Below are 24,657 nucleotides of genomic sequence, written 5' to 3'. Positions count from 1 at the left end.
GTCGGGAGCCGTTCCGGTTCCGGGGGCGGTCTGGTCTCCCAACTGTGCGGCGACGAACGCCGCTGCGTCCGGCGCATCCATCCCACCCGGAACCCGGACGAACCCCGGAGGCACGACGATCGAATACGACGCCGCCACCGTCCCGGCCGTCCGCCCCACATACCCCGCGCCGCTCACGGGATGTCCTTTGGGTTCCTGCTGGCAGAACACGAATGCCGATCCTCGACGAGAGGCGCCTCTGCACGAGCCAGCGTTTTCTCGCGCCCGTGTTTTCTCTTTCGCTGCAGAAAGACAAATCCCAAACAGGTGAAGGTGATGAACTCCGCGAGGAATAGATCGACCGCGAAAGCCGAATCGCGCGGCCAGTCTGCGGACCTTCTGAAGAGATCTCCGAAGACCCAGGCGTATCCCGCGCTCAGGCCGCACCAGAACGCCAGGACCCAGGGATGCATGGTGTAGGGGACATCGAAGCCGCCTCGTCGTAGGAGATGGACAGCAACCAGAGCCAGCCCTATCGCCGAAACCCAGAAGGGAAAACTAGGCCAGGGAGCGGGGGGCCAATTCTGTCCCGCTTCGAAAAGGGATGTGCCTGCAGGATTCACCCGGAGGTTGCCGCCCTGCGGAATGGCGATGAGACCTAGGGTGAGGCGCATCGCCTGCGAATAGACAGCCGGCGTAATAGCCAGGGCCCCGGCGATGACGGGCAGGAGCTCCTCTAGTCGCTGACGTGGCAGCACCACTGCGACTCGTCGGCCCGCCATCAGAATTGAGTGCCCGGCGACATACGCCATGTGCTCTGCGAGCCCGTGGCTTCCTGCATCTGCTTCATGCCCAGCTGCGTCGCGTCGCTCAACCCGCGCAAGTGGTCGAAGGTTTGGATTCCCCGCGCCGCGTTGAGGCGGAACATCACACGTGCGACTTCGGAAGCATCGTCAGCCAGAGCACCTGGCCGACTCGTCCTCAAGAAATGAAGCATGCGGCCGACGTCGGCGTCGCCTAACCCCTTGACGAGCGACCAGTCACCCAACCCGGGGCGCGCGCGCTGCCAACTCCTGCTCACGGACCCGAAGGCGAGCCCCTTCGAGTAGCCCTGCGAAACTAGGTGGTTCGCTCTAGTCCGAGCAAGCCCTGCCATCATGCCGCGAGCTGAACCTACGGCGAGGCCTCCGAGCCCCATGGTCACGACTGAGAGGCCAGCAAGGGCAACGTCGGTCCAGGTACCTGTTCCTGCGGTCGCTCGAGCTGCCGTGATGGCAAACGAGGCGAGGACAACGATGGCGGCCAATAGGTTGATTCCTGGGATGAGGAGCGCGATGGCTGCCAGCCCCACCCCGACGACAGTCAAGACGTCCAGCAGCGTGCTGATCCACGAGTCGTTCTCTTCCATCCATTTCTGGAAGGCGGCGAAGCCCGCGTCCCACGCGCCTCTGAGGTCGTCCCAGAGGGTGTCGGCGAGGCCGTCGTCGGTGGCGTCGTCGATCCTCGCGATGGCAGCAGTCGCGGCGGTCTCGACGGACGTGTGCGCGTCGGTGAGGCGGCGCGCGTAGAGGGAGACCCGGCCCCGCGCCTCCTCGGCTTTCGTGCGTTGCGCCGCGGCCTGGTCGAGGTGCTCCTGCTTCGTCACCTCGTCGGTGGCCACGAGCGCGAGGTGCTCGTACCGCTCGACCAGCTTCTCGGCGGCAGCGAGGTCGTCCACGGCGTCGCGGTGGTTCGCCAGAGCAGGAGCAGCCGCGTCTTGGGCCAGCGACAACTCGGACGCGTACGCCTTGAGAGCGGACCCCGTCTCGCCGTACCGCCCTTCGGCCTTGCCGAGACTCGCGGACACTTCTTCGGCCTTGACCAAGAACGCATCCAAGGCGTCACTGGAAGACGACCCCGTCTCGAGCGATCTCAGTCGTGCCGCCGCCCCACGGATCGAGGCCGCCACCGACTCGTAATGGCTCGCCATGGAGTTCAGCAGCACCGGGTCACCCGACACCCCCACCAGTGAGTCCGCCGCCACCCCCGCGAGCGTGCCGGCCGTCACTCGTCGCCCCCGATCAAGACGCCCTCGAGTTCTCCGTCGACCTCGGTGAAGGTCTTGTCGATCGTCGACAACGCCTCGCCCAGCTCGGTGATCTGCTCGGCGAGCTTCGCCCGCCGGTCGTTCCAGTTCGTCGCGAACGACGTCACCTTCGCCGCCAGCCGGACGTGCCCGCAGGCCTCGGCCGTGGCCGACGCCGAGGAGTCGCCCGACTCGAACTCGGTCTTCACGGTCGCCAGGTCGGCGAGCAACGCCTCGAGACCCGCACCGTCGATGTTCAGGCTCGTTCGAGCCATGAGGTCCTCCCCTCGTGCCGGGAGGCCGGAGCGAGTCGCATCTCACCGTGACTCGCCCCGGCCACCCTGTCGTACGGTCGGTCAGCCCAGGCTGCTGGCGAGCTGCTGGTCGGCACCCTCGAGGGTGCTGGCCGCGTTCTCGAGGAACGTCGCCATGCTCTCGACTGCCGAGATCGTCTTCGATGCCCCGGTCGTGAACTCGGTGTACGTCGCGTCGAACGCCTTCGACGACTTGTCGGTCACGTAGCCCGAGCCGACGAGGTTGTCGATCTGTGACTTCATCTGACCGAGCTGGTCTTCGATCGCGCGCTGCCCGTTCCGCAGCTGGGTGGCCTGCGTACGCAGGTCGTCGTAGGTGACGGTGACATTGGCCATGAGGTGATCCCTCTCTTCGGTGGTGCCGACCGGTCGGTCGGACCTGACCAATATGTCATGCCTGATAGTTTGCGTAACGGTTCTCCACAGATCGGAGTCGACATGCGTCGCAAGAAGGACAAGCCCAGGAGGCGCGAGCACCACCCGACGCCGCCCCCGGTGATCACCGCCGAGACGATTCGTGAGCAACGCGCCGCAGGGCTGCTCTCGCGCATCACCACGCTGCCCCTCCGGCCGCCCGCGCCGATCGTGACGTCCCCTCCCCCACCGACCCGCGCCTCCTCGGGGTTCGTCGTCGAGGACCACCGACGCGAGCCGGCGCAGTTCGCCCCCGTCGGCCCGGATAGCACGGCACCATGCGCCGCCGCACCCTTCGCGCCCCTCGCGCCCCTCGCTGCCCCGATCCCTCACCCGCCGGGGACGCCCGCAGCCGCACCGACGCAGCCAGCCCCCGATCGGCCGCTCGGCGACGACGCGGTGCCGCCTTCCCTGGATCTCGAGGCGACGACACTGCGCCCTCGGCACTACGGCCTTCGCCTCCCGGACGAGAGCGTCGTCCCCGTCACGCGGCGCGCGATCGTGGTCGGGCGTCGAACCGACCGCCCCCTGCCCCCACCGACCGACGCCGATGTCGTGGCGCTCGACGACGTCGGCCGCTCGCTGTCTCGCCACCACGTCTCGATCGTGATCGGCACCGACGCAGCCGTCTGGGTCACCGATCTCGGTTCGGGCAACGGCACGACCCTCGTGTCGGCCGCCGGCGAGGTCACCGAACTCGAGGCGCACACGCCGACCCGCGCGCGGGCCGGATCACGGCTGAAGATCGGAGACCACGAGGTGACGGTCGTCCGGCATCGACCGGACCAGGAGACGACTGAGGCGCCGACACCTCGGACCACACCGACCCAGGGCTCGGGAACGACTGCGACGGGGCGCTAGATCTTCTCGATCGGCGCGACCTTGATCAGCAGCTTCTTGCGGCCGGCGCCGTCGAAGAGCACCTCGGCGATGCGGCGGGCACCGATGCCGGTGACGGCCATGACGCGACCCTCACCGAAGTCGACGTGCGAGATGCGGTCGCCGGCCTCGAGCTGCATGTCGCCGTTGTCGCGCACGGTGCCCGTGACCCGGTTGGCCCACTCGGTCTTCGGCTTCGTCTTCGCCGCCGCCGTCGCCCGGTCGTAGCTGCCCGAGCCGTAGCCGCCCGACGCCCGCGGCGTCGCACCACGGTTGCCGTCGCCACCCTCGCGACGGGCGTTGAGCGCCCGCGGCTGCGTGCCCCCGCGGCTCGTGGCCATGCCGGGCGACTGCTTCCAGTCGATGAGCTCGACGGGGATCTCTTGCAGGTACCGCGACGGCATCGCCACGTTCACCTCACCGAACTGCGCCCGCGTCATCGCGAGCGACAGGAACAGCCGCTGTCGCGCACGCGTGATGCCGACGTAGAACAGTCGTCGCTCTTCGGAGGGACCGCCCGGCTCGTTCGCCGACATGCGGTGCGGCAGCAGGTCTTCTTCGACGCCGGTGAGGAACACCGCCTCGTACTCGAGCCCCTTCGCGGTGTGCAGCGTCATCAGCGACACCGTGCCGCTCGTGTCGTCGAGATCGTCGGCAGCAGCGACCAACGTGACCTCGGTGAGGAAGTCGAGCAGCGTGCCGTCGGGGTTGTTCTTCTGGAACTCTTTGGTCACGGCGACGAGCTCGTCGATGTTCTCGGCGCGAGCCTCGTCTTGTGGGTCACGCGATGCCCGCAGCACCTCGACCAGGCCGCTGCCCGCGATCAAGGTCGACAGGATCTCGTGCACCGGTGCGGTCGCGGCCGTGGCCTGCACGTCGTCGAGCAACTTCGCCAGGCCGGTGATCGCGCCGGTGACCTTCGGTCCGAGACCGAGCTGGTCGGCGTTGCGCATCGCGTCACGCAGCGGCGCCTCGTTGGTGTCGGCCCAGCGCTGCATCGCGGTCTCGGTCGCCGGACCGATGCCCCGCTTGGGCACGTTCATGATGCGCCGCAGGGCGAGCGGGTCGGCCGGGTTGGCGACGGTGATCAGGTACGCCATCGCATCCTTGATCTCGGCACGCTCGTAGAACTTCGTGCCGCCGAGCACGCGGTACGGGATCGCCGAGCGGATGAAGATCTCTTCGAGCGCACGCGTCTGCGAGTTGGTCCGGTAGAAGACGGCCATGTCTTTGTAGTCGGTGCCGGACTCGTGCAGCGCCGCGATCTCGTCGGCGACGAACTGGGCCTCGTCGTGACCGGTGTAGCCGGTGAACCCGACGATCTTGCTGCCGGCGCCGACCGTGGTGAAGAGGTTCTTGGCCTGACGGTCGAAGTTGTTCGAGATGACCGCGTTGGCGGCGTCGAGGATGTTCTGCGTCGAGCGGTAGTTCTGCTCGAGCAGGATGACCTTCGAATTCGGGAAGTCGCGCTCGAACTCGACGATGTTGCGGATGTCGGCGCCGCGGAACGCGTAGATCGACTGGTCGGAGTCACCCACCACGGTGAGCGACGCCCCGGGGATGCCGCCGCTGCCGTCACGCATCGACTGGACGAACTGGCCGCCGCGCTCGAGCTCGTCGACGAGGTCGGCCTGCACCGGGCGGGTCAGCTCGCGGATGAGCGAGTACTGCGCGTGGTTGGTGTCTTGGTACTCGTCGACCAGGATATGCCGGAACCGCCGCTGGTACTGCGCCGCCACGTGCGGGAAGGCCCGGAACAGGTAGACGGTCTGCGCGATGAGATCGTCGAAGTCGAAGGCGTTCGCCCGCTGCAGCTCGCGGGTGTACTTCCGGAAGATCTCGAGGAACATGACCTCTTGCGGGTCGTTCATGTTGATCTGGCGCGAGTACGACTCGACGTCGCTGAGCTCGTTCTTGAGCTTGGAGATCTTGCCCGACGCCATGCTGACGGTGAGCCCGAGCTGGTCGGCGTCGAGCTCTTTCAGGATGCGCTTAAGCAGCGCCCGGGAGTCGGCGGAGTCGTAGATCGTGAAGCTCTTCGTGAAGCCGAACTGCTCGGCCTCGCGTCGCAGAATGCGCACGCACGCCGAGTGGAACGTGCTGATCCACATGCCCTCGCCGGCCTGGCCGACGAGGTGCGCCACACGTTCGCGCATCTCGGCCGCGGCCTTGTTGGTGAAGGTGATCGCGAGGATCTGGCTGGGCCACGCCTCATGGGTCGCCAGCAGCCCGGCGATGCGGCGGGTGAGCACGCTGGTCTTGCCCGAGCCGGCACCGGCCACGATCAGCAGCGACTGCCCGCGGTACTCGACCGCCTCTTTCTGCTGGGGGTTCAGACCGGCGGTCAGGGGGTCGCCGGAACCGCCGGCAGCGTCAGAGGGCTCGAGCACGATCGTCATGGCCCTTCGAGTCTAAGCGCGACCACCGACACTTCGACGGCCCTCGAGGACACCTAGCTAGCCACGCCAAAGACGGAAGCCGACGGTCCGGAACGACACTGCCGACCTGGCGCCATCCCTGGGCGACTCGCTGAAGAAATCAAGCGCGCTCTCGTCGATTACCCTCGAAGACTCTCGTCTTATGTGAGGATTTCACACTATGCGCATCTCCAACGTACGTGTCTCTAACTTCCGAGCCCTACGAGACGTCTCGGTCGCTTTCGAGGACGTGACTACCTTCATTGGGCCCAACGGGGCCGGCAAGTCGACGGTTCTTCGAGCACTTGACTGGTTCTTTAACGGCTCAAAGGCGGGAGATCTAAGCGATAGGGACCGCTCAGTCGGGGCGGGAGACGCTGAAATTCGAGTCGAGGTTTCCTTCTCCCACCTCTCCGACAGTGACCGGGTAGAACTTGGTAAATACGTCGTTCCAGATGTTGACTCCTTCACGGCTTGGAAGATAAGGACAGCCTCTGGAGACGAATACCTGAGCGCGAATGCCAAGGGTTTTGAAGCATTCACACCCATAAAGGAAGCAGCCTCAGCAACCGCTAAAAAGGACCTCTACCGCAGTCTTCGTGAGGCCTCCCCGGATCTAGACCTACCCACAGCTTCGACGGCAACCGCCATCGATGCCGCCATGACGGAATGGGAGGCTGGCCATCTAGACCAGCTCGTGAGCCTCCCGGAGAGCCTGCAGACGAACTTCTTCGGGTTCAATAGCGGCGGCAAGATGAGCGGGTTGTTTGACTTTGTCCTGGTAACGGCAGATTTTCGCGCTTCGGAAGAAGCCCTCGATTCCAAGTCCAGTGTCATCGGCAAGATCTTGGAACGAACAGTTGATCGATCAGCCGCCGACGATGAGATCGAAGCCATCGTTGAACAAAGCCGCCTTGCTCAGCAGAAGGTTCACTCCACCAAGTTCGCTAGCGAGCTTGAGCTGATTAATCAGCAGCTAAACGAAGTCGTCTCTTCGTATTCCCCCGGCCGTTTCATCTCAGTCACACCAGCCGACATCGAATTAAAAGCCCCCAGGACATCCTTCTCCGTCACTATCGCTGACGGCCCCATTAAGACTTCGGTGGAAGGGCAAGGACATGGCTTCCAGCGCACCCTCCTCATTTCGGCGCTTCAATTACTCGCGCAATCTGGAGCCGCAGGCGCTGGGGGGGTCATCTGTCTGGCGATAGAGGAGCCGGAACTTTTTCAGCATCCGATTCAAGCCCAAGCGTTCGCCCGGGTCCTTCGATCGCTGGCCGAATCACCCAAGCAGAAAATTCAAGTGGCGTACGCGACACACAGCCCTTACTTTCTGGAGGTCAGCAGCTTCCAGCAAGTCCGACGCTTGACTCGGAATTCAGCCGAGTTGCCAAATGTGGATGTTGCGAGCTCATCGCTGTCACAAATCACATCCAAGCTAGCCGACCTTGTTGATCCTGACGTGATCCGGAGGCAACTCGACGGCACCATATCTCGTCAGCTTCCGGTAGCACTGTTCGCGAATCGGGTCCTCCTAGTCGAAGGAACGACCGAGGAAGCCGTCTTCCTCGGTCTCGCCGATAAACATTCCCAGGCGCATCTTGAGAGCTTAGGCGTATCGGTCGTTGCTGCAGGCGGAAAGGGAAATCTTCTTCTTGTGCACGCGATTCTGAGTTCGCTAAGCATCCCAACTTATTGCGTCTTTGACTCCGACTCGGGGTGCGAAGCTCGCGCTCGTTCAGTGGGGAAAACTGAAGCCAAGGTGGCGAGCGACGTGAACTCCCAAACCACGCTTAACAGAAGTCTGCTCAAATATTTCGGGCTGCCGGCAGCTGACTTCCCACCCGAAACCGAAGCGCACGGTGTGACGATTTTTCATGATCACCTGGAGGAACTGCTCGACCGGGAATGGCCAGAATGGAAGGCCTCATGTGAAGCGTTTGCCCAAGCCTCAGGGGCAACTCTTGATAAGAACGGGGCCGCTTACAGGTCTGCAACACTGACTGCAGCGGGCGAGCCAAGTGCCCTGCTAATGAGGACACTCGAGGCGGCCAAAATTTACGACGGCCCTGCACACTGAGGTTATCGCTCGCTCCAAGATCTGTGGCCGACGTACATTGCAATGCCTCCTGTGGAATGAGCAGCCTTAAGTAGCCGGGCAGGTAACACCGGGATGGCAAGGGCTAGGCGAAAGTCTCTAGCGCTGCCCGCTTGACCTGGCGCAGCCGATCTACATCGAGCGGGGTCAGCGGGACGCGAAGGCGACCCGCGCCTCCTCGGCCAGCTCGGGCTGGTCGGCGAAGACCCCGTCGACGCCGAGCGCCATGAGCGAGGTGAACTCGGCCCGCCAGTCGCCGAAGGCCGCCTTGCCGCCGGGGCCGCGGTGGGCCTTGGCCAGGAACGCGTTCTCGGCGCGGAGCGTCCAGGTGAAGACGTCGAGGCCGGCCGCGTGCGCCCGGTCGACGACCCGGCCGTCGGTGGCGCCCCGGGCGTCGACGAGCGTGTGCTTGTCGAGGCTGACGCCGTGCAGCCCCGCGTCGACGAACGACTCGAGCGACTCGGCGTGCAGTTGGTCGCGGTACCCCACGGAGGCGCGCCCCGATGCCACGAGGTCGGCCGCCGTCCCGGCCTTCTCGAGCAGGTAGACGAGCCGGGCCCCGAGTCGCTGGTCGGCGAGCCGACCGAGCACGGTCTGCTCGAACGACTCGATCGTCAGCCGCGGGTCGTCGACCCAGCGCCGCTGCCGCAGCTCGTCGGCGAGCAGCTCGCCGAGCGGCAGGCCGATGGAGTCGAAGTAGGTGGCGTGCTTGACCTCGGCCACGAGCCCGACCGGACGATCGGCCGCGTCGAGCAGGTCGATCAGGTCGCCCAGCCGCTGGATGCGCCCCTCGCCGTCGTGCGCGGCACTTTCGGGCCGCAGCTCGGGCAGCCGTTCGCGGATGCGCAGCGTGCTGAGCTCGCCCCAGGTGAAGTCCTCGGTGAACCAGCCCGTGACTTTCGTGCCGTCGATGGTCTTGGTGGTGCGGCGATGCCGGAACTCGTCGTGGTCCGCGACGTCGGTCGTGCCCGAGATCTCGTTCTCGTGCCGCAGGACGAGCACGCCGTCGCTCGACGCGACCAGGTCGGGCTCGATGGCGTCGGCCCCGAGCTCGATCGCGAGGCGGTAGGCGTCCTCGCCGTGCTCGGGTCGATGGCCGCTGGCGCCGCGGTGGGCGATGACGAGAGGCGAGGTGGACACCCGGCCACGCTAACGGGCGTCCCCGTGCGCGGCCCGAGCCGCCCGACCGCCTGGGGAGAGCCGAGGAGGCGCGGCCCCCGGGGACGAGGCGTCTCACCCACCGCAGACGCAAAAGATGCACGGCGCGCACGTTCGCCCTGCGAGAATGCGGCTCTCATCAGGCAGATCTTCAGCCATTCGTTGCACGACAGGCGTTAGCCTCATCTGTACGGAAACGCTCTCGTGAACCTACGTGGGCGGTCCACACATCCCTAGCGATCAGAAGAGGAACCCCTTGGCATTCTCGAATCCCGGCTTCAGTCAGTCGCCGGCCTTCTCGAAGAACGGCGGGCCCGTCATCCGTCAGCAGCAGGGCGCAGCCCAGCCGGTCGAGTACAACGGCATGACCGCCGAACAGCTGCAGCAGCTCTACTCGCAGCCCGCCGCTGGTCCCACGCAGACCGACCGCATGACGTACGAAGACACGATCTCGAAGACGCTGCTCGCGTTCGGCGTCGTCCTCGTCTTCGCCGCCGTGGGTTGGTTCGTCCCGGCTCTCGCCTTCGTCGGGGCCATCGCCGGCTTCGTGCTGGCGCTCGTCAACATCTTCAAGAAGAAGCCGTCCCCCGGCCTCGTGCTCGCCTACTCGGCCGCGCAGGGTCTGTTCGTCGGTGGCATCTCGTCGATCTTCGAGAGCCAGTGGGACGGCATCGTCACCCAGGCCCTGATCGGCACCGTGGCCGTCTTCGTCACGACCCTGCTGCTCTTCAAGAGCGGCAAGATCCGCGCGTCGGCCAAGGCCACCAAGGTCTTCATGATCGCGATGATCGGCTACGGCGTCTTCTCGCTGCTGAACCTCGGCCTGATGGTCTTCGGCGCCAACACCAACCCCTGGGGCCTTCGAGGCATGGAGATCGCGGGCATCCCCCTCGGCTTCATCCTGGGCATCCTCGTCGTGATCATGGCGGCTTACTCGCTCGTCCTCGACTTCGACCAGGTCAAGACCGGTGTCGAGCGCGGTGCGCCCCGCATCTACGCCTGGTCGGCGGCCTTCGGCATCGTCATGACCGTCATCTGGCTCTATGTCGAGATCCTGCGCATGCTCGCCATCCTGCGAGGCAGCGACTAGTCACCAGGGCGACACCAGCATCACCCCGAAGCGGGGCTCGTTCCGAGAGGGACGGGCCCCGCTTCTGTGTGTGGAGACCGACGGCCGAGTGGGCAAGCGGTGCTGTTCATGCGCGGATGAGGAGCGTGTTCTGCCCACTCGCTGAACCATCACTGATCAGGGAACGACGAGACCCCCTCGGAGACGACGAAACCCCTGGGACACAGCAAAACCCCCTCGGGCAGATGTCTGCCGGAGGGGGCTTCGCGTCACTGCGCTTCGCGGGAGGTCTCCCTCACTCCACGTTCGCGGCTACTGGTGGGCACTGACGGCGCAGAGCGCCGCCAGAATGAGGCTGCGCCTCATTCCCATTCGATCGTTCCCGGGGGCTTCGAGGTGACGTCGAGCACGACGCGGTTGACGCCGTCGACCTCGTTCGTGATGCGGTTCGAGATGCGGGCCAGCACGTCGTAGGGCAGACGCGTCCAGTCGGCCGTCATGGCGTCTTCCGACGACACCGGGCGCAACACGATGGGGTGACCGTACGTGCGACCGTCGCCCTGCACGCCCACCGAACGGACGTCGGCGAGCAGCACCACGGGGCACTGCCAGATCTCGTCGTCCAGGCCGGCCGCGGTCAGCTCGGCCCGCGCGATGGCATCCGCCGCACGCAGCAGCTCGAGACGCTCGTGCGTGACCTCGCCCACGATGCGGATGCCGAGCCCCGGGCCGGGGAACGGCTGGCGCCCCACGATGACCTCGGGCAGGCCGAGCTCGCGGCCGATCGCCCGCACCTCGTCCTTGAAGAGGGTGCGCAGCGGCTCGACGAGCTCGAACTGCAGGTCTTCGGGCAGCCCGCCCACGTTGTGGTGGCTCTTGATGTTCGCCGTGCCCGTGCCGCCGCCGCTCTCGACGACGTCGGGGTAGAGCGTGCCCTGCACGAGGAACTTCACGGCCGAGTCGCCCTCGGCCGCGGCCTCGAGCACGAGCGCCTCGGCGGCCGCCTCGAAGCTGCGGATGAACTCGCGGCCGATGATCTTGCGCTTCTGCTCGGGGTCGGTCACCCCGGCGAGGGCGTCGAGGAACTGCTGCTCGGCGTCGATCGTGACGAGTCGCACGCCGGTCGAGGCGACGTAGTCCTCTTCGACCTGGCGACGCTCGTCGGCCCGCAGCAGACCGTGGTCCACGAAGACACAGATCAGCTGGTCGCCGACGGCCTCGTGCACGATCGCGGCGGCGACGGCCGAGTCGACGCCACCCGACAGGCCGCAGATGACGCGCGCGTCACCGACCTGCTCGCGGATGCGGGCGACCTGCTCGGCGATGACGTTGCCGCTGTTCCAGTCGGCGGGGATGCCGGCGGCACGGTGCAGGAAGTTCTCGAGCACGGCCTGGCCGTACGACGAGTGCTTGACCTCGGGGTGCCACTGCACGCCGTAGAGCTTGCGGGCGTCGCTCGAGAACGCGGCGACGGGGGTCGACGCGCTCGAAGCCAGGACGTCGAAGCCCTCGGGGGCCTTCGACACCGAGTCGCCGTGGCTCATCCACGTCGTCTGCGAGGTCGGCTGGCCCGACAGCAGCGTGCTGTCGCCCTCGGCGAGCGTGACGTCGGTGGCGCCGTACTCGCGCTGGCCCGTCTGCGAGACCTCGCCGCCGAGCGCCTTGGCCATCGCCTGGAAGCCGTAGCAGATGCCCAGCACGGGGATGTCGAGGTCGAAGATGCCCGCGTCGATGCTCGGCGCGCCCTCTTCGTAGACGCTCGACGGCCCCCCGCTGAGCACGATGCCCACGGGGTTCTTCTCGGCGATCTCGGCCGCGGTGATCGTGTGCGGAACGATCTCGCTGTAGACGTTGGCCTCGCGCACGCGGCGGGCGATCAGCTGCGCGTACTGGGCGCCGAAGTCGACCACGAGCACGGGGCTCTGGGCGGTCTCGGGCGCACGCTCGGCCGGTGCGGGTGCCGTGGCGGCGGTCGTCGCCGACGCCTCGGCGGTCTCGGGTGCGTCGGTCACGCGGGGGCTCCCTCGGTCGTGGGGGTGGTCTCGGCGGTCAGGGCTTCGTACTGCCGTGTCGCGAGCTTGGTCATGTGGCTCTCGACGAAGAACGAGAGCAGGGGCACGACACCGCCGAGAGCGATGAGGAAGAACCGCGAGAACGGCCACCTCATGAGGCTCCAGAGGCGGAAGTCGGCGAAGAGGTAGACGACGTAGAGCCAGCCGTGGGCGATGAGGATCGCGGTCGACAGGTTGAACCCCGTGGTCGAGTCCACCGGCACGAGGAACCCGCCCTGACCGCCGAGCTGCATCTCGAGCTGCAGCGGCGTGTACTTGAACACCATCTCGAAGATGAGCAGCAGCAACATGACGCCGGTCACGTATGCCGAGATCTTGTAGAACCTGACGGCACCCGGGATCTTCGGGATGTCGCGTTGCCGGGGCTTCAAAGGCATGGGCACGATTCTAGCCGCGCCCGTCGACGCGCCAAGACGGCACCTGTCGACGTCGAACGAGGCCGACCCACCGCCCTGCCGGGGCCGAGACGCGAGGGGTCAGGAGGCGCGGGTCGGCTGGGTCGCGCCGCCTGCGTCCGCCTCGGCCCGCGCCTCCTCGGCTTCTTCGTGCTCTCGCTCGAACGCGTCACGGACGAGCCGGAACCAGAGGAACACGGCGAAGCCGGCGAAGACGACCCACTCGATCGCGTAGAAGACGTTGAGCCAGTTGAACTGCACGTCGGAGGCCGGCGGAGCGGAGTCGATCTCGCTCAGCGAGGCGGGTGCGACGTCGGAGACGACGTAGCCGCCGTAGACCTGGCCGTCGAAGCCGGGCCACTCGTTGATCAGGGCGGCCACCGAGACGACGGTCTGCGCGCCGCTCTCGAAGTCGCTCTCGGTCGGCGACTCGGACGGGAAGTAGCGGCCCTCGACCGTGACGGTCGAGGTCGCGGCCACGGACGGCTCGGCGGCCTCGGCACCCTCGCGGGTCGCGGACCAGCCGAGCCCCACGGGCAGCGAGGCGCCGTTGGCGTCGTCGACGAAGCGGCCGATCAGCCAGTAGCCGGTCTCGCCGCCGTTGACACGGTCACCGACGACGGCGAAGTCGTCGGGGTCGAACTCGCCGGTGACGGACACGCGCTGGGCGCCGAGCGAGTCGGCGAAGGGCGTCTGCGGGGTGGCGACGGACGACAGCACCTTGCTGGTCTCGGTCTCGGGGTTGACGACCTGCACGCTCTCGACGCTGCGCTCGATCTGCCAGTGACCGAGCCAGGCGAAGATCGCCGCCACGACGAGGGCGAGGCCGAGCAGGGCGATCCACCGGGGGCGTCGGGCCACGTGCCACATGGTCGCGGGCAGCGGCTCGCCGTCGACGCCGAGGAGGGCGGGGCGCTGCTCGGTCTGGGTCACGGAGGCGATCGTACCTCCCGTCGCCCACGAACCCGCTGGGACGGCAGGGCCCGGGTCAGTACTCGGGGTCGCGTCGGCGCGTGGCCCGCTGGTCGCTCTGCTGACCGGCCTGCTCGGCCCAGATCCGGGCCTCGTCGGCGTCCATCGCGTCGAGGTCGTCCAAGTCGTCGTCGTCCGTGCCGTCGACGTCGTCGCCCTCGGCACCGTGACGGCCCGCGGCGCCCCGCCCTGCGGCAGCTCGCGCCGTCACGGCCCGGACCCGCTCGGTCTCGCGCTCGTCGTCGTCTTCCGTGACCTCGGTCTGGTCGAGGTCGTCGCCGGCGAGCGCGGCCTCCATCAGGGCGATCTCGTCACCGCTGCGCGCCTCGCGTTCGAGGCGACGGGCCTCGGCCTCGGCGCGCTCGGCCTTCTTGCGCGACCGCAGCAGCACCGAGCCGATGCGCTCGCTGTTCGAGGCGAGCACGGGGCCGAGCACCGCCATGATCAGCACGTAGAGACCGGCGAACGGCTGCAACCGCTCGTCGAGACCCGCCCCGGCGGACAGCGTCGCCAGGATGAGCGCGAACTCGCCCCGGTTGACCAGGATGACCGTCGTGTTGATGCCCGCCTGCGGCCCCAGCTTGTTCAGCCAGGCGACGAACTGCCCCGCGCCGACGTTCAACAGCACGGTCATGCCGACCGCGATGGCGACCGGGCCGAGCACGCTCGGGAAGAGGGCCGGGTTCAGCCCGAGACCGAAGTTCAGGAAGAAGAACGCTCCGAAGACGTCGCGCATGGGCAGCGCGAACTGTTCGACCCGGTTGCGGAACTTCGTCGCCCCGATGATCAACCCGATGAGGAAGGCGCCGATCGCGTCGGTCACGCCGAGCACCTCGCCGAGGCCGGCGAACAGCACGGCCAGGCCGAAGAAGAGCACGGTGAAGAGTTCGTCGTCGCGGGTACGCATGAGCCTCGACACGACGCGGCCGCCCCATCGGGCCACGCTGAACATCACGACGAGGAACGCGAAGGCGATGCCGAGCTTGAGGATCACCGGCCCGGGGTCGGTCTCGCCGCTGAGCACGACCGACACGATGGCGAGGTAGATGGCGATGAAGATGTCCTCGACGACCGTGACGCCGAGGATCATCGGCGTCTCGCGGTTGGCCAGGCGGTTCAGCTCGATCAGCAGCTTGGTGACGATCGCGCTCGACGACGTCGCCGTCATGCCCGCGATGATCAGCGCCTCGCGGGTGCCCCAGCCGAGCATGAACCCGAAGATCAGGCCGACGCCCATGTTGATGGCGATGTAGCTGCCACCCGAGACGATCAACCGCCCGGCGTTCGAGAAGAACTCGTCTTGATCGAACTCGAGGCCGAGGTTGAACAGCAGCAGGATCAGCCCGAAGATGGCGATCAGCTCGATGTTGTCGGACTCGAAGCTGAGCGGGAACCACCCCGTGTTCGTGCTGGCGAGCAGGCCCACGATCATGTAGATCGGGATCGACGGCAGGCCGATCAGCTTGCCGGCGCGGCCGAGCACGTACGCGATCAGCAGCAGGATGCCGAGGACGATCAGCTCTTCACCCAGGTGCATCGGCCTAGCCCCCGGGCGGCGCGTCGACCGGCGAGCGGTGCTTGAGCTCGCCCGTGCGGTAGAACGAGAACGCCTTGGCGACCTTCTCGGGCGAACCGGCCACGACGAGCGTGTCGCCGGGGAACACCTTGAAGTCGCCCGACGGTGCCGGGTTGGCCGCGTCGCCGCGGACGACCGCGACGACGGTCAGGCCGACGACGCCCTTGGCGCCGAGGTCGCCGAGCGGCTGCCCGGCGATGTGGTCGTCGTAGTCGACCGTGAACCAGTCGATGCTGAGGCCGGGGATCTGGTCGAGGGCCGACAGGGACTCGGTGATGCGCGTGCCGCCGAGCAGTTCGGCGAGCGTGTGGGCTTCGTCTTCGCTGAGACGCAGCGAGACCTTCTTGACGTGGTCGCCGTCGACGTCGTCGCTGAACGTGATGAGGTCGCTGTGACCCGAACGGTGCGTGATCACACCGCACTTGCCGCCGTCGTCGGTGATGAAGGTGTGCAGCACACCCACGCCGGGGAGCTTGACTCGACGCACGTCAACCATGGTTCGTCTCCAGTGGACTCGGGGGCAGTCGTCTCAGCCTAGCGGCGGGTTCGGCCGCGGCAGCCGGGCTGCTCGTGCTGGGGAGAACGTCGCCTGGCAGCATGTTGTTCCCGACTCGCACGACCGAAGCCGACCCTCGGTCGCAGGCTCCCTCGGCGCTGGGGTCGCGGATCGCTTCGCGATCCCCCGAGCTCCACCGCGGGAGGCGCGGTGCCGGTCGAACCGGCACCGCGCCTCCTGCAGGTGGTCGCGCGAGCGACCGCGGGGTCAGCCCTGCCGACCGCCCGGGCTGCCCGCCGAGGTGTCGTCGCCCGGCGTGCCCGCGGGCTCGGTGACCTTCTCGCCCGGCTTGGGTGCGCCTCCTTGGTCGGCACCGGCGACGACCATGTCGTCCTCGTCGAAGCCGAAAGTGATGTCGGGCGCCTCGAGGCGGACGCGGTCGGCCGACTCGTCGTCGGGCTCGAGCTGGCTCGCCCGCTCGGCCGCGACGCGCTTGAGGTAGTTCGCGACCTCGGCCTCGGCCTCGTCGTCGCTCCAGCCGAGCACGCCGGCCATGAGCTTGGCGGCGACGGGGGCGGCGGACTCACCGCGGTCCCACGCCTCGATCGAGATGCGGGTACGGCGCGCCAGGACGTCCTCGAGGTGAAGGGCGCTCTCGTGGCTCGCGGCGTAGACGACCTCGGCCCGGATGTAGTCGTCCGCGCCGGGCAGGGGCTCGGCGAGCGAGGGGTCGTCGCGGATGAGGTCGAGGATCTCGTCCGTCGTGGTCCCGTACCGGTTGAGCAGGTGCTCGATGCGCACCTTGTGCACGCCGAAGGCCTTGGCGATCTTGCCGCGTTTGTTCCACGCCGCGTGGTACCCCTCGGCGCCGATCAGCGGGATCTCCATCGTCGTGCTCGACGGGATGCGACCGTCGAGGGCCGCGACGGCCTCGTCGATGGCGTCCTCGGCCATGACCCGGTAGGTGGTCCACTTGCCACCGGCCACGACGACGAGCCCGGGCACGGTGTGGGCGACGATGTGCTCACGCGACAGCTTCGACGTCTGGTCGGACTCGCCTGCCAGCAGCGGGCGCAGACCGGCGTAGACGCCCTCGACGTCGGCCCGGGTGAGCGGCACGGCCATGACCTTGTTGACGTGCTCTAGGATGTAGTCGATGTCGGCCGCCGTCGCCGCGGGGTGGGCCTTGTCGAGGTCCCAGTCGGTGTCGGTCGTGCCCACGAGCCAGTGACGGCCCCACGGGATGACGAACAGGACGCTCTTCTCGGTGCGGAAGATCATGCCCATGTCGGAGTGGATGCGGTCGCGCGGCACCACGAGGTGCACGCCCTTCGACGCCCGCACCTTGAACTGGCCCCGCTCGCCGACCATCGCCTGCGTGTCGTCCGTCCACACGCCGGTCGCGTTGACGACCTGCTTGGCGCGGATCTCGAAGTGCTCACCGGTCTGGTAGTCGTGGGCCTTCACGCCGACGACCCGCTCGCCGACCTTGACGAAGCCCTCGACGCGGATGCGGCTCGCGGCGTGGGCACCGTAGCTCGACGCGGTGCGCACCAGCGACGAGACGTAGCGGGCGTCGTCGACCTGGGCGTCGTAGTAGGTGAGGCCACCGACGACCGCGTCCTTGGACAGGCTCGGGATGGCGCGCAGCACCTGCGTCTTGCTGAGGTGGCGGTGGTGGGGAACGCCGGGCGGGCGGCCTCCGGTCCAGCTGAAGATGTCGTAGAGCGCCATGCCGGCGCCGATGTAGAACCGCTCGTAGACCGGCTTGCTCAACGGGTACAGGAACCGCACGGGCTTGACCAGGTGCGGCGCGAGACGCTGCAGCAGCAGGCCGCGCTCGATCAGGGCCTCGCGGACGAGCCGGAAGTTCAGCTGCTCGAGGTAGCGGATGCCCCCGTGCACGAGCTTCGACGAGCGGCTCGACGTGCCCGAACCCCAGTCGCGGGCCTCGACGATGCCGACACTCAACCCCCGGGTCACCGCGTCGAGCGCGGAACCCGCACCGACGATGCCACCCCCGATCACGAGGATGTCGAGTTCTTTCGTCTTCAGTGCTTCGACGGCTGCGGCCCGTTCGTCGGGGCCGAGCTTCGTGGAGAGCGAAACGGACGCGGACTTGGCCATGCGAGCCTCCATCGTTGGATTCGGTCGGCCCGGCCTCTCGACCGGACCACCCCATCAAACGCTAGTGAGGCTGGTAGGGGGCCACAACCACTTCGACGCGCTGGAACTCTTTCAGGTCGCTGTAACCCGTGGTCGCCATCGAGCGTCGCAGCGCACCCATGATGTTCGACGTGCCGTCGACCGTCGTGGCCGGGCCGTAGAGGATCTTCTCGAGCGAGCCGATCGTGCCGACCTGCATGCGGCGACCGCGGGGCAGCTCGGGGTGGTGCGCCTCGGCGCCCCAGTGGTAGCCGCCACCGGGCACGTCGTCGGCCCGGGCCAGCGCGGCACCGAGCATGACGGCGTCCGCACCGCAGGCGATGGCCTTGACCAGGTCGCCCGAGGTGCCGAGGCCCCCGTCGGCGATGACGTGCACGTAACGCCCGCCCGACTCGTCGAGGTAGTCGCGGCGTGCGCCCGCCACGTCGGCCACGGCGCTCGCCATCGGTGCGTGGATGCCCAAGGAGGCGCGGGTCGTGCTGGCGGCGCCGCCCCCGAACCCGACGAGGACGCCCGCGGCACCGGTGCGCATCAGGTGCAGCGCGGCCGTGTAGGTCGAGGCCCCGCCGACGATGACAGGGACGTCGAGCTCGTAGATGAACTTCTTGAGGTTGAGCGGCTCGCTGCTCTTCGAGACGTGCTCGGCGCTGACCGTCGTGCCCCGGATGACGAAGAGGTCGACACCGGCGTCGACGACCGTCTGGTAGAGGTCTTGGGTGCGTTGCGGGCTGAGGGCACCGGCGACGGTGACCCCGGCTGCCCGGATCTCGGCGAGGCGGTCGCGGACGAGCTCGGGCTTGATCGGTTCGCTGTAGATCTCTTGCATGCGGGCGACCGAGTCGTCGTCGGAGAGCTCGCGGATCTCGGCGAGGACCTGTTCGGGGTCGTCGTACCGCGTCCAGACGCCCTCGAGGTCGAGGACGCCGAGGCCGCCGAGCTGGCCGATGCGGATGGCCGTGGCAGGACTGACCACCGAGTCCATCGGCGCGGCGATGACCGGCGACTCGAACTGGAACGCGTCGATCGACCAGCCGACCGAGACGTCGCGCGGGTCGCGCGTACGCCGGCTCGGAACGATGGCGATGTCGTCGAACGCGTACGCGCGGCGGGCTCGCTTGGAGACGCCGATCTCTACCTCAGTCACCGTGCCACCCTACCGGAGCCGGGGGTCGCACCCCCGGCCCGGCGGCTCACCGGCGGTAGTTCGGGGCCTCGACGACCATCTGGAGGTCGTGCGGGTGGCTCTCTTTCAGGCCGGCCGCGGTGATGCGGACGAACTTGCCCTTGGCCTTGAGCTCGGCCACGGTGCGCCCGCCGACGTAGAACATCGACTGACGCAGACCGCCGCTGAGCTGGTAGACGACGTTGTTGAGCGCGCCGCGATAGGGCACCTGGCCCTCGACGCCCTCGGGGATGAGCTTGTCGTCGCTCGGCACGTCCGCCTGGAAGTACCGGTCTTTCGAGTAGGACGTGTTCTTGCCGCGGGTCTGCATCGCGCCCAGCGAGCCCATGCCGCGGTAGTTCTTGAACTGCTTGCCGCCCACGAAGACCAGGTCGCCCGGGCTCTCGTCGCAGCCGGCGAGCAGCGAGCCCAACATGACCGTGTCGGCGCCGGCCACCAGGGCCTTGGCGATGTCGCCCGAGTACTGCAGCCCGCCGTCGGCGATGACCGGGACGCCGGCCTCGCGCGCGGCGAGGGAGGCTTCGTAGACGGCCGTGACCTGGGGCACGCCCACGCCCGCGACGACGCGGGTGGTGCAGATGGAGCCCGGCCCCACGCCGACCTTGATGGCGTCGGCGCCGGCCTCGATCAGGGCCTGGGCACCGCTGCGCGTGGCGACGTTGCCGCCGATCACGTCGATGTGCGCGAAGCTCGGGTCGGCCTTGATGCGACGGATCATGTCGAGCTCGCCCGAGCTCTCGCCGTTGGCGGTGTCGACCACGAGCACGTCGACGCCGGCGTCGCGCAGGGCGCCGGCGCGCTCCCACGCGTCGCCGAAGAAGCCGATCGCGGCGCCGACCCGCAAGCGGCCCTCGTCGTCCTTCGTGGCGTCGGGGTACTTCTCGCTCTTGTCGAAGTCCTTGACGGTGATGAGGCCGCGCAGGTGCCCGGCCTCGTCGACCAGGGGCAGCTTCTCGATCTTGTGCTGCGCGAAGATGGCGATCGCCGAATCGGGGTCGACGCCCTCGGGCGCGGTGATCAGCGGGGCCTTCGTCATGACGTCGCGGACGAGCGTCGTCGACATCTCGAACGGCGAGACGAAGCGCATGTCGCGGTTGGTGATGATGCCGACCAGCGTGCCGTCGCCCTCGACGACCGGCAGACCCGAGACGCGGAACTGCCCGCAGAGCGCGTCGACCTCGGCCACCGTGGCGTCGGGCGTCGTCGTGACGGGGTTGGTGATCATGCCCGACTCGCTGCGCTTGACCTTGTCGACGTGCGCGGCCTGGTCGGAGATCGAGAGGTTGCGGTGGATGATGCCGATGCCACCCTGGCGCGCCATGGCGATGGCCATGCGCGACTCGGTCACGGTGTCCATCGCGGCCGAGAGCAACGGCACCGCGACCCGGATGCGCTTGGTGAGCTGCGACGAGGTGTCGGTCTCGCTCGGGATGACGTCGGTGCGGCCCGGAAGCAGCATGACGTCGTCGTAGGTGAGTCCGATGAATCCGAACGGGTCCGGCTGGTCCATGAGTCCCCTTCGAAGGAGCGAGATGAGGGTGGGTGGGTTGGCACCGGTTCGCCGTCGAGTCCGGTAGTCGATATTAACCCAGCCCGCGCCTCCTGCATTCCTGTCGGGCGCGTCCCTCGCGGACGGCGAGGAGGCGCGGCGCGGCCCCCCGGGGACGCGACGGAACGGCACCGTTACCGATCCGACACACGGAAGATTCGTGATTCTCGCTCGACATGGGGGATTCTGTACCGACTCCACTCCGTCTCGCACCTGAAACATGCTCGACACACAGCGGAGTTACTGTCAGCGACGACGACGCCCCGGGAGCAGAACGAGACCGCCCGAATCTCGACGGGGCGCTTCCCACCAGGAGGTTTTGTGAGACTCTCGACGACCATCGCGTCGCGGCCACGGCTGCGGCAGTCCCTGATCGTGACGGCCTCCGCCGTACTGCTCGGACTCCTGGCGACCTTCATGGGGGCGTTCGCCCCGACGGCCGCCCACGCCGCGGCCGCCGCCTGCACCACCGACGCGACGACCGGCTGCATCCAGGGCACGATCAACGACAGCGAGCGGGAGCCCGCCTCGGGCGTCGACGTGATCGCGACGAACTCGACCGGCGACGAGCAGACCGCGACCACCGACGACACCGGTCGATGGAGCATCGCGGTGACCGAGGCCGGCAGCTACACCGTCACGGTCGACCAGGACACCCTGCCCGACGGCCAGTTCCTGGTGAACGCCGACAACGCCGAGCGCACCGTGACCGTGAACCTCGGGGCCACGGCGAGCGCCCTCTTCGCCCTCACCGCCGAGGAAGGCGCCACGAGCGGCGAGGCGGCCGCGTCGAGCTTCAACTGGGACCGCTTCGCGCAGCAGTTCGCCTCGGGCATCCGACTCGGCCTGCTGCTCGCCCTCGCCGCCATCGGCCTGTCGCTGATCTACGGCACGACGGGCCTCAGCAGCTTCTCGCACGGCGAGCAGGTGACCCTCGGCGGTCTGCTGGCCTACTCGTTCACCTCGATCGGGATGCCGCTGATCCTGGCCGCGGTGCTGAGCACGGTGATCTGTGCGGCCACGGGCTACCTGCAGGACCTCGCGATCTGGAAACCGCTGCGGAAACGCCGGCTCAGCCTCACGCAGCTGATGATCGTGACCATCGGCCTCTCGATCGCCCTGCAGTACGCCTTCCAGTACTTCTACGGCGCCGGCACCGTGCGCATCGACCGGGACAACCCGACCACCGTGGACTTCCTCGGCGTGACCCTGACCGTCCAGTCGTACGTCGCGATGGCGATCTCGGTGGTCGTGCTGGTCGGAACGGGGCTGTTCCTGCTGAAGACCCGCACCGGACGCGCCACCCGCGCCGTGTCGGACAACCCGGCCCTCGCCGCGGCCTCGGGCATCGACGTCGACCGCATCATCCGCCTGGTCTGGACGCTGGCCGCCGGCCTGGCCGGCCTGTCGGGCGTCATGCTCGGCCTCGTGCTCAACGGCGTCAACTGGATGACCGGCCTGCAGATCCTGCTGCTGATCTTCGCCGCGGTCACCCTGGGCGGCCTCGGCACGGCCTTCGGCGCCCTGGTCGGCTCGCTGATCATCGGCATCATCGTCGAGCTGACCAACATCTGGCTGCCCGGCGACTTCAAGTACGCGACGGCGCTGCTGATCCTGATCCTGATCCTCGTGTTCAGACCACAGGGCATCTTCGGGCGAAAAGAACGAGTGGGCTAAGGGGACACGACCATGTACTTCATCGAACTCCTGCGGGCGCTGAGCGCCGAGGCCCTCGCGCCCACGACGGCCGCCTTCGCCATCGCCGCGATCGGTCTGAACATCCACTTCGGCTTCACCGGCCTGATCAACATGGGCCAGGCGGCGTTCCTGCTGCTCGGCGCCTACGGCTTCGCCATCTCGATCAGCAACGGTCTGCCCCTCGGGCTCGCCGTCATCATCGCGCTGCTCTGCTCGTTGGTCTTCGCGCTCATCCTCGGCGTGCCGACGCTGAAGCTGCGGGGCGACTACCTGGCCATCGTCACCATCTGTTCGGCCGAGATCATCCGGTACGTGGGACGGTCGAGCATCCTGACGACCACGACCGGTGGCTCGAACGGCATCCCCGGAGCCTCGTACCGCGAGGCCTTCACCGCCCTGTCGCCCCTGCCCGACGGACAGACGACGATCCTGTGGTTCACCTACGAGAACAACGGCGTCAACGGCTGGTGGATCCGCATCGCCGGCTGGAGCATCGTCGCCCTGCTCAGCCTGCTGGTCTTCCTGCTCAGCCGCAGCCCGTGGGGCCGCGTGCTGAAGGGCATCCGCGAGGACGAGGACGCTGTGCGCAGCCTCGGCAAGAACGTCTACTCGTACAAGATGCAGGCCCTCGTGCTCGGCGCGCTGATGGGGTCGCTCGCCGGCATCATCTACGTCCTGCCGAGCTCGGTGCAGCCGGACAGCATGGGACGGTCGATGACCTTCTTCATCTGGACGGCCCTGCTGCTCGGTGGCGCGGCCACCGTGTTCGGCCCGGTGCTCGGAGCGATCCTCTTCTTCGTCACCCGCCTGCTGGTGCGGACCCTCGCCGGCGACTTCATCCCGTCGAACATCATGAACGGCCAGCAGGCCGAGCAGTTCTCGTACATCCTCGTCGGCATCGCCCTGATGCTGCTGATCATCTTCAGGCCACAGGGCATCCTCGGAAAGAAGAAGGAGTTGGCGTTCAGTGTCTGACACCTCGAGCACCACCAACGGACCGGCCCCGAGCGGCAGCACGCTGCCCCGCCGCGAGGGCTACGACTACGACCGCAGCGTCCTGCGCTCGAAGCTCACCACGGTCGAGCGGACCCCGGGGTCGGCCAAGCCGGACCCGATCCTCACGGTCGACAACGTCGTCCGACGCTTCGGTGGCATGACCGCCGTCGACGTCGGCCACGTCGAGGTGCAGCGCGGCGCCATCACGGCACTGATCGGCCCCAACGGCGCCGGCAAGACGACCTTCTTCAACCTGCTGACCGGCTTCGACAAGGCCTCGTCGGCCCCCACGGCGTTCAAGCGCAGCGGCCCGGGCATCGCCAAGTGGGTGTTCGAGGGCAAGGCCATGGGCAACGTCGGCGCCGCCAAGGTCGCCCGCTCGGGCATGGTGCGCACGTTCCAGTTGACCAAGGCGCTCTCGCGGCTCACGGTCATGCAGAACATGCTGCTCGGCGCCAAGGACCAGCCCGGCGAGAACTTCTTCGTCGCCATCGTCGCGCCGCTCTGGCGCAAGCGCGAGCGCGAGATCGAGGCCAAGGCCGAGGACCTCCTCGCCCGGTTCAAGCTGCTCGAGAAGAAGGACGACTTCGCCGGCAGCCTCTCGGGCGGCCAGCGCAAGCTGCTCGAGATGGCCCGCGCCCTGATGAGCGACCCGGCCATGATCATGCTCGACGAGCCGATGGCCGGCGTGAACCCGGCGCTGACGCAGTCGCTGCTGGGGCACATCCAGAGCCTCCGTGACGACGGCACCACGGTGCTCTTCGTCGAACACGACATGCACATGGTCCGCCACATCTCGGACTGGGTGATCGTCATGGCCGAGGGCCGCATCGTGGCCGAGGGCCCGGCCGACACGGTCATGGACGACCAGGCCGTCATCGACGCCTACCTGGGTGCGCACCACGACACCGACCTGGGCGACGACTCGCTGCTCGACGACGCCACGCTCGAACAGCTCGAAGAAGAGGTGGCGCGCGAGGACGCGGCCCGCGCGGCCGAGGCGACCAGCGCCTCCTCGTCCACCGGCGGCGTCGCGGGACGCGACCTGCCCGGCCACCCCGACCCCTCGACCCCGCAGGCCACGAACGCGGCCGACGACCAGCTGTCCGACGGACGGCAGAGCGGAGACAAGCGATGAGCACGGCACAGGACGGCGCGGGT

At 67.8% G+C, this 24,657-nt stretch carries 20 protein-coding genes; 6 read left to right on the top strand and 14 right to left on the bottom strand.

The window, feature by feature from the left end; genetic code table 11:
- Positions 1–173 precede the first annotated feature (173 nt).
- From AC1MBW_RS08845 to AC1MBW_RS08830, 4 genes are all read right to left on the bottom strand, one after another.
- Complete coding sequence (locus AC1MBW_RS08845; RefSeq protein WP_480024204.1) at positions 174–791, bottom strand: hypothetical protein; 618 nt, start codon at positions 789–791, stop codon at positions 174–176.
- Positions 761–2,026, bottom strand: coding sequence for a putative T7SS-secreted protein (locus AC1MBW_RS08840; protein ID WP_480024203.1), 1,266 nt, complete (start codon positions 2,024–2,026; stop codon positions 761–763). The genes AC1MBW_RS08845 and AC1MBW_RS08840 overlap by 31 nt, the downstream gene beginning before the upstream one ends.
- The gene (locus AC1MBW_RS08835) at positions 2,023–2,319 is read right to left on the bottom strand and encodes a hypothetical protein (protein WP_480024202.1); all 297 of its coding nucleotides are present in this window, start codon (positions 2,317–2,319) and stop codon (positions 2,023–2,025) included. The genes AC1MBW_RS08840 and AC1MBW_RS08835 overlap by 4 nt, the downstream gene beginning before the upstream one ends.
- Positions 2,320–2,400: 81 nt before the next feature.
- Positions 2,401–2,694, bottom strand: a complete 294-nt coding sequence (locus AC1MBW_RS08830) for a WXG100 family type VII secretion target (RefSeq protein WP_043594286.1) — start codon at positions 2,692–2,694, stop codon at positions 2,401–2,403.
- A gap of 102 nt (positions 2,695–2,796) precedes the next feature.
- Here AC1MBW_RS08830 and AC1MBW_RS08825 point away from each other — a divergent pair, with 102 nt between their 5' ends.
- Positions 2,797–3,633, top strand: coding sequence for an FHA domain-containing protein (locus AC1MBW_RS08825; protein WP_480024201.1), 837 nt, complete (start codon positions 2,797–2,799; stop codon positions 3,631–3,633).
- On the opposite strand, the gene AC1MBW_RS08820 is transcribed toward AC1MBW_RS08825, so the two are convergent.
- Complete coding sequence (locus tag AC1MBW_RS08820; RefSeq protein WP_480024200.1) at positions 3,630–6,050, bottom strand: ATP-dependent helicase; 2,421 nt, start codon at positions 6,048–6,050, stop codon at positions 3,630–3,632. The genes AC1MBW_RS08825 and AC1MBW_RS08820 overlap by 4 nt on opposite strands.
- Before the next feature lie 199 nt (positions 6,051–6,249).
- Here AC1MBW_RS08820 and AC1MBW_RS08815 point away from each other — a divergent pair, with 199 nt between their 5' ends.
- A complete protein-coding gene (locus tag AC1MBW_RS08815) occupies positions 6,250–8,148 on the top strand; it encodes an ATP-dependent nuclease (RefSeq protein ID WP_480024199.1) in 1,899 nt (632 codons plus the stop codon).
- A gap of 165 nt (positions 8,149–8,313) precedes the next feature.
- Here AC1MBW_RS08815 and AC1MBW_RS08810 read toward each other — a convergent pair whose 3' ends face one another.
- A complete protein-coding gene (locus AC1MBW_RS08810; protein ID WP_480024198.1) occupies positions 8,314–9,306 on the bottom strand; it encodes a glycerophosphodiester phosphodiesterase family protein in 993 nt (330 codons plus the stop codon).
- A 274-nt stretch (positions 9,307–9,580) separates the two neighbouring features.
- Here AC1MBW_RS08810 and AC1MBW_RS08805 point away from each other — a divergent pair, with 274 nt between their 5' ends.
- The gene (locus AC1MBW_RS08805) at positions 9,581–10,414 is read left to right on the top strand and encodes a Bax inhibitor-1/YccA family protein (protein ID WP_054147421.1); all 834 of its coding nucleotides are present in this window, start codon (positions 9,581–9,583) and stop codon (positions 10,412–10,414) included.
- 341 nt (positions 10,415–10,755) lie between these two features.
- Here AC1MBW_RS08805 and guaA read toward each other — a convergent pair whose 3' ends face one another.
- The 8 genes from guaA to guaB form a co-directional block, all read right to left on the bottom strand.
- Positions 10,756–12,309: a glutamine-hydrolyzing GMP synthase gene (gene guaA / locus AC1MBW_RS08800; RefSeq protein WP_054147442.1), complete on the bottom strand. Its 1,554-nt coding sequence runs from the start codon at positions 12,307–12,309 to the stop codon at positions 10,756–10,758.
- Positions 12,310–12,401: 92 nt separating this feature from the next.
- On the bottom strand, positions 12,402–12,842 hold the full coding sequence (locus tag AC1MBW_RS08795) for a DUF3817 domain-containing protein (RefSeq protein WP_055974930.1): 441 nt from the start codon (positions 12,840–12,842) through the stop codon (positions 12,402–12,404).
- A 99-nt stretch (positions 12,843–12,941) separates the two neighbouring features.
- Positions 12,942–13,793: an SURF1 family protein gene (locus tag AC1MBW_RS08790; protein WP_480024197.1), complete on the bottom strand. Its 852-nt coding sequence runs from the start codon at positions 13,791–13,793 to the stop codon at positions 12,942–12,944.
- A gap of 55 nt (positions 13,794–13,848) precedes the next feature.
- The gene (locus tag AC1MBW_RS08785; protein ID WP_480024196.1) at positions 13,849–15,369 is read right to left on the bottom strand and encodes a cation:proton antiporter; all 1,521 of its coding nucleotides are present in this window, start codon (positions 15,367–15,369) and stop codon (positions 13,849–13,851) included.
- Between the two features lie 4 nt (positions 15,370–15,373).
- Positions 15,374–15,904, bottom strand: a complete 531-nt coding sequence (locus tag AC1MBW_RS08780; RefSeq protein WP_043595745.1) for a cation:proton antiporter regulatory subunit — start codon at positions 15,902–15,904, stop codon at positions 15,374–15,376.
- 267 nt (positions 15,905–16,171) lie between these two features.
- A complete protein-coding gene (locus AC1MBW_RS08775; protein ID WP_082060050.1) occupies positions 16,172–18,031 on the bottom strand; it encodes a glycerol-3-phosphate dehydrogenase/oxidase in 1,860 nt (619 codons plus the stop codon).
- A 61-nt stretch (positions 18,032–18,092) separates the two neighbouring features.
- Positions 18,093–19,214 (bottom strand): GuaB3 family IMP dehydrogenase-related protein, encoded by a 1,122-nt coding sequence (locus AC1MBW_RS08770; protein ID WP_054147418.1) that lies wholly within the window; start codon positions 19,212–19,214, stop codon positions 18,093–18,095.
- A 46-nt stretch (positions 19,215–19,260) separates the two neighbouring features.
- The gene (gene guaB, locus AC1MBW_RS08765) at positions 19,261–20,763 is read right to left on the bottom strand and encodes an IMP dehydrogenase (RefSeq protein WP_054147417.1); all 1,503 of its coding nucleotides are present in this window, start codon (positions 20,761–20,763) and stop codon (positions 19,261–19,263) included.
- Positions 20,764–21,123: 360 nt separating this feature from the next.
- Here guaB and AC1MBW_RS08760 point away from each other — a divergent pair, with 360 nt between their 5' ends.
- Genes AC1MBW_RS08760 through AC1MBW_RS08750 form a run of 3 tightly spaced genes read left to right on the top strand, consistent with a single transcriptional unit; the run spans position 21,124 to position 24,634 of the window.
- Entirely contained in the window at positions 21,124–22,479 is a 1,356-nt protein-coding gene (locus AC1MBW_RS08760; RefSeq protein WP_054147416.1) for a branched-chain amino acid ABC transporter permease, read from the top strand.
- A 12-nt stretch (positions 22,480–22,491) separates the two neighbouring features.
- Positions 22,492–23,475 carry a branched-chain amino acid ABC transporter permease gene (locus AC1MBW_RS08755; protein WP_043595990.1) on the top strand — a complete coding sequence of 328 codons (984 nt, stop codon included), beginning with the start codon at positions 22,492–22,494 and terminating at the stop codon, positions 23,473–23,475.
- Between the two features lie 43 nt (positions 23,476–23,518).
- On the top strand, positions 23,519–24,634 hold the full coding sequence (locus AC1MBW_RS08750; protein WP_152970409.1) for an ABC transporter ATP-binding protein: 1,116 nt from the start codon (positions 23,519–23,521) through the stop codon (positions 24,632–24,634).
- The last annotated feature ends 23 nt before the right edge of the window (positions 24,635–24,657 follow it).

It is taken from the genome of Frigoribacterium sp. AP1 (assembly GCF_056680555.1).
Note: the sequence above shows the minus strand (reverse complement) of the source record. Positions and strands in the feature narration are given on the sequence as shown.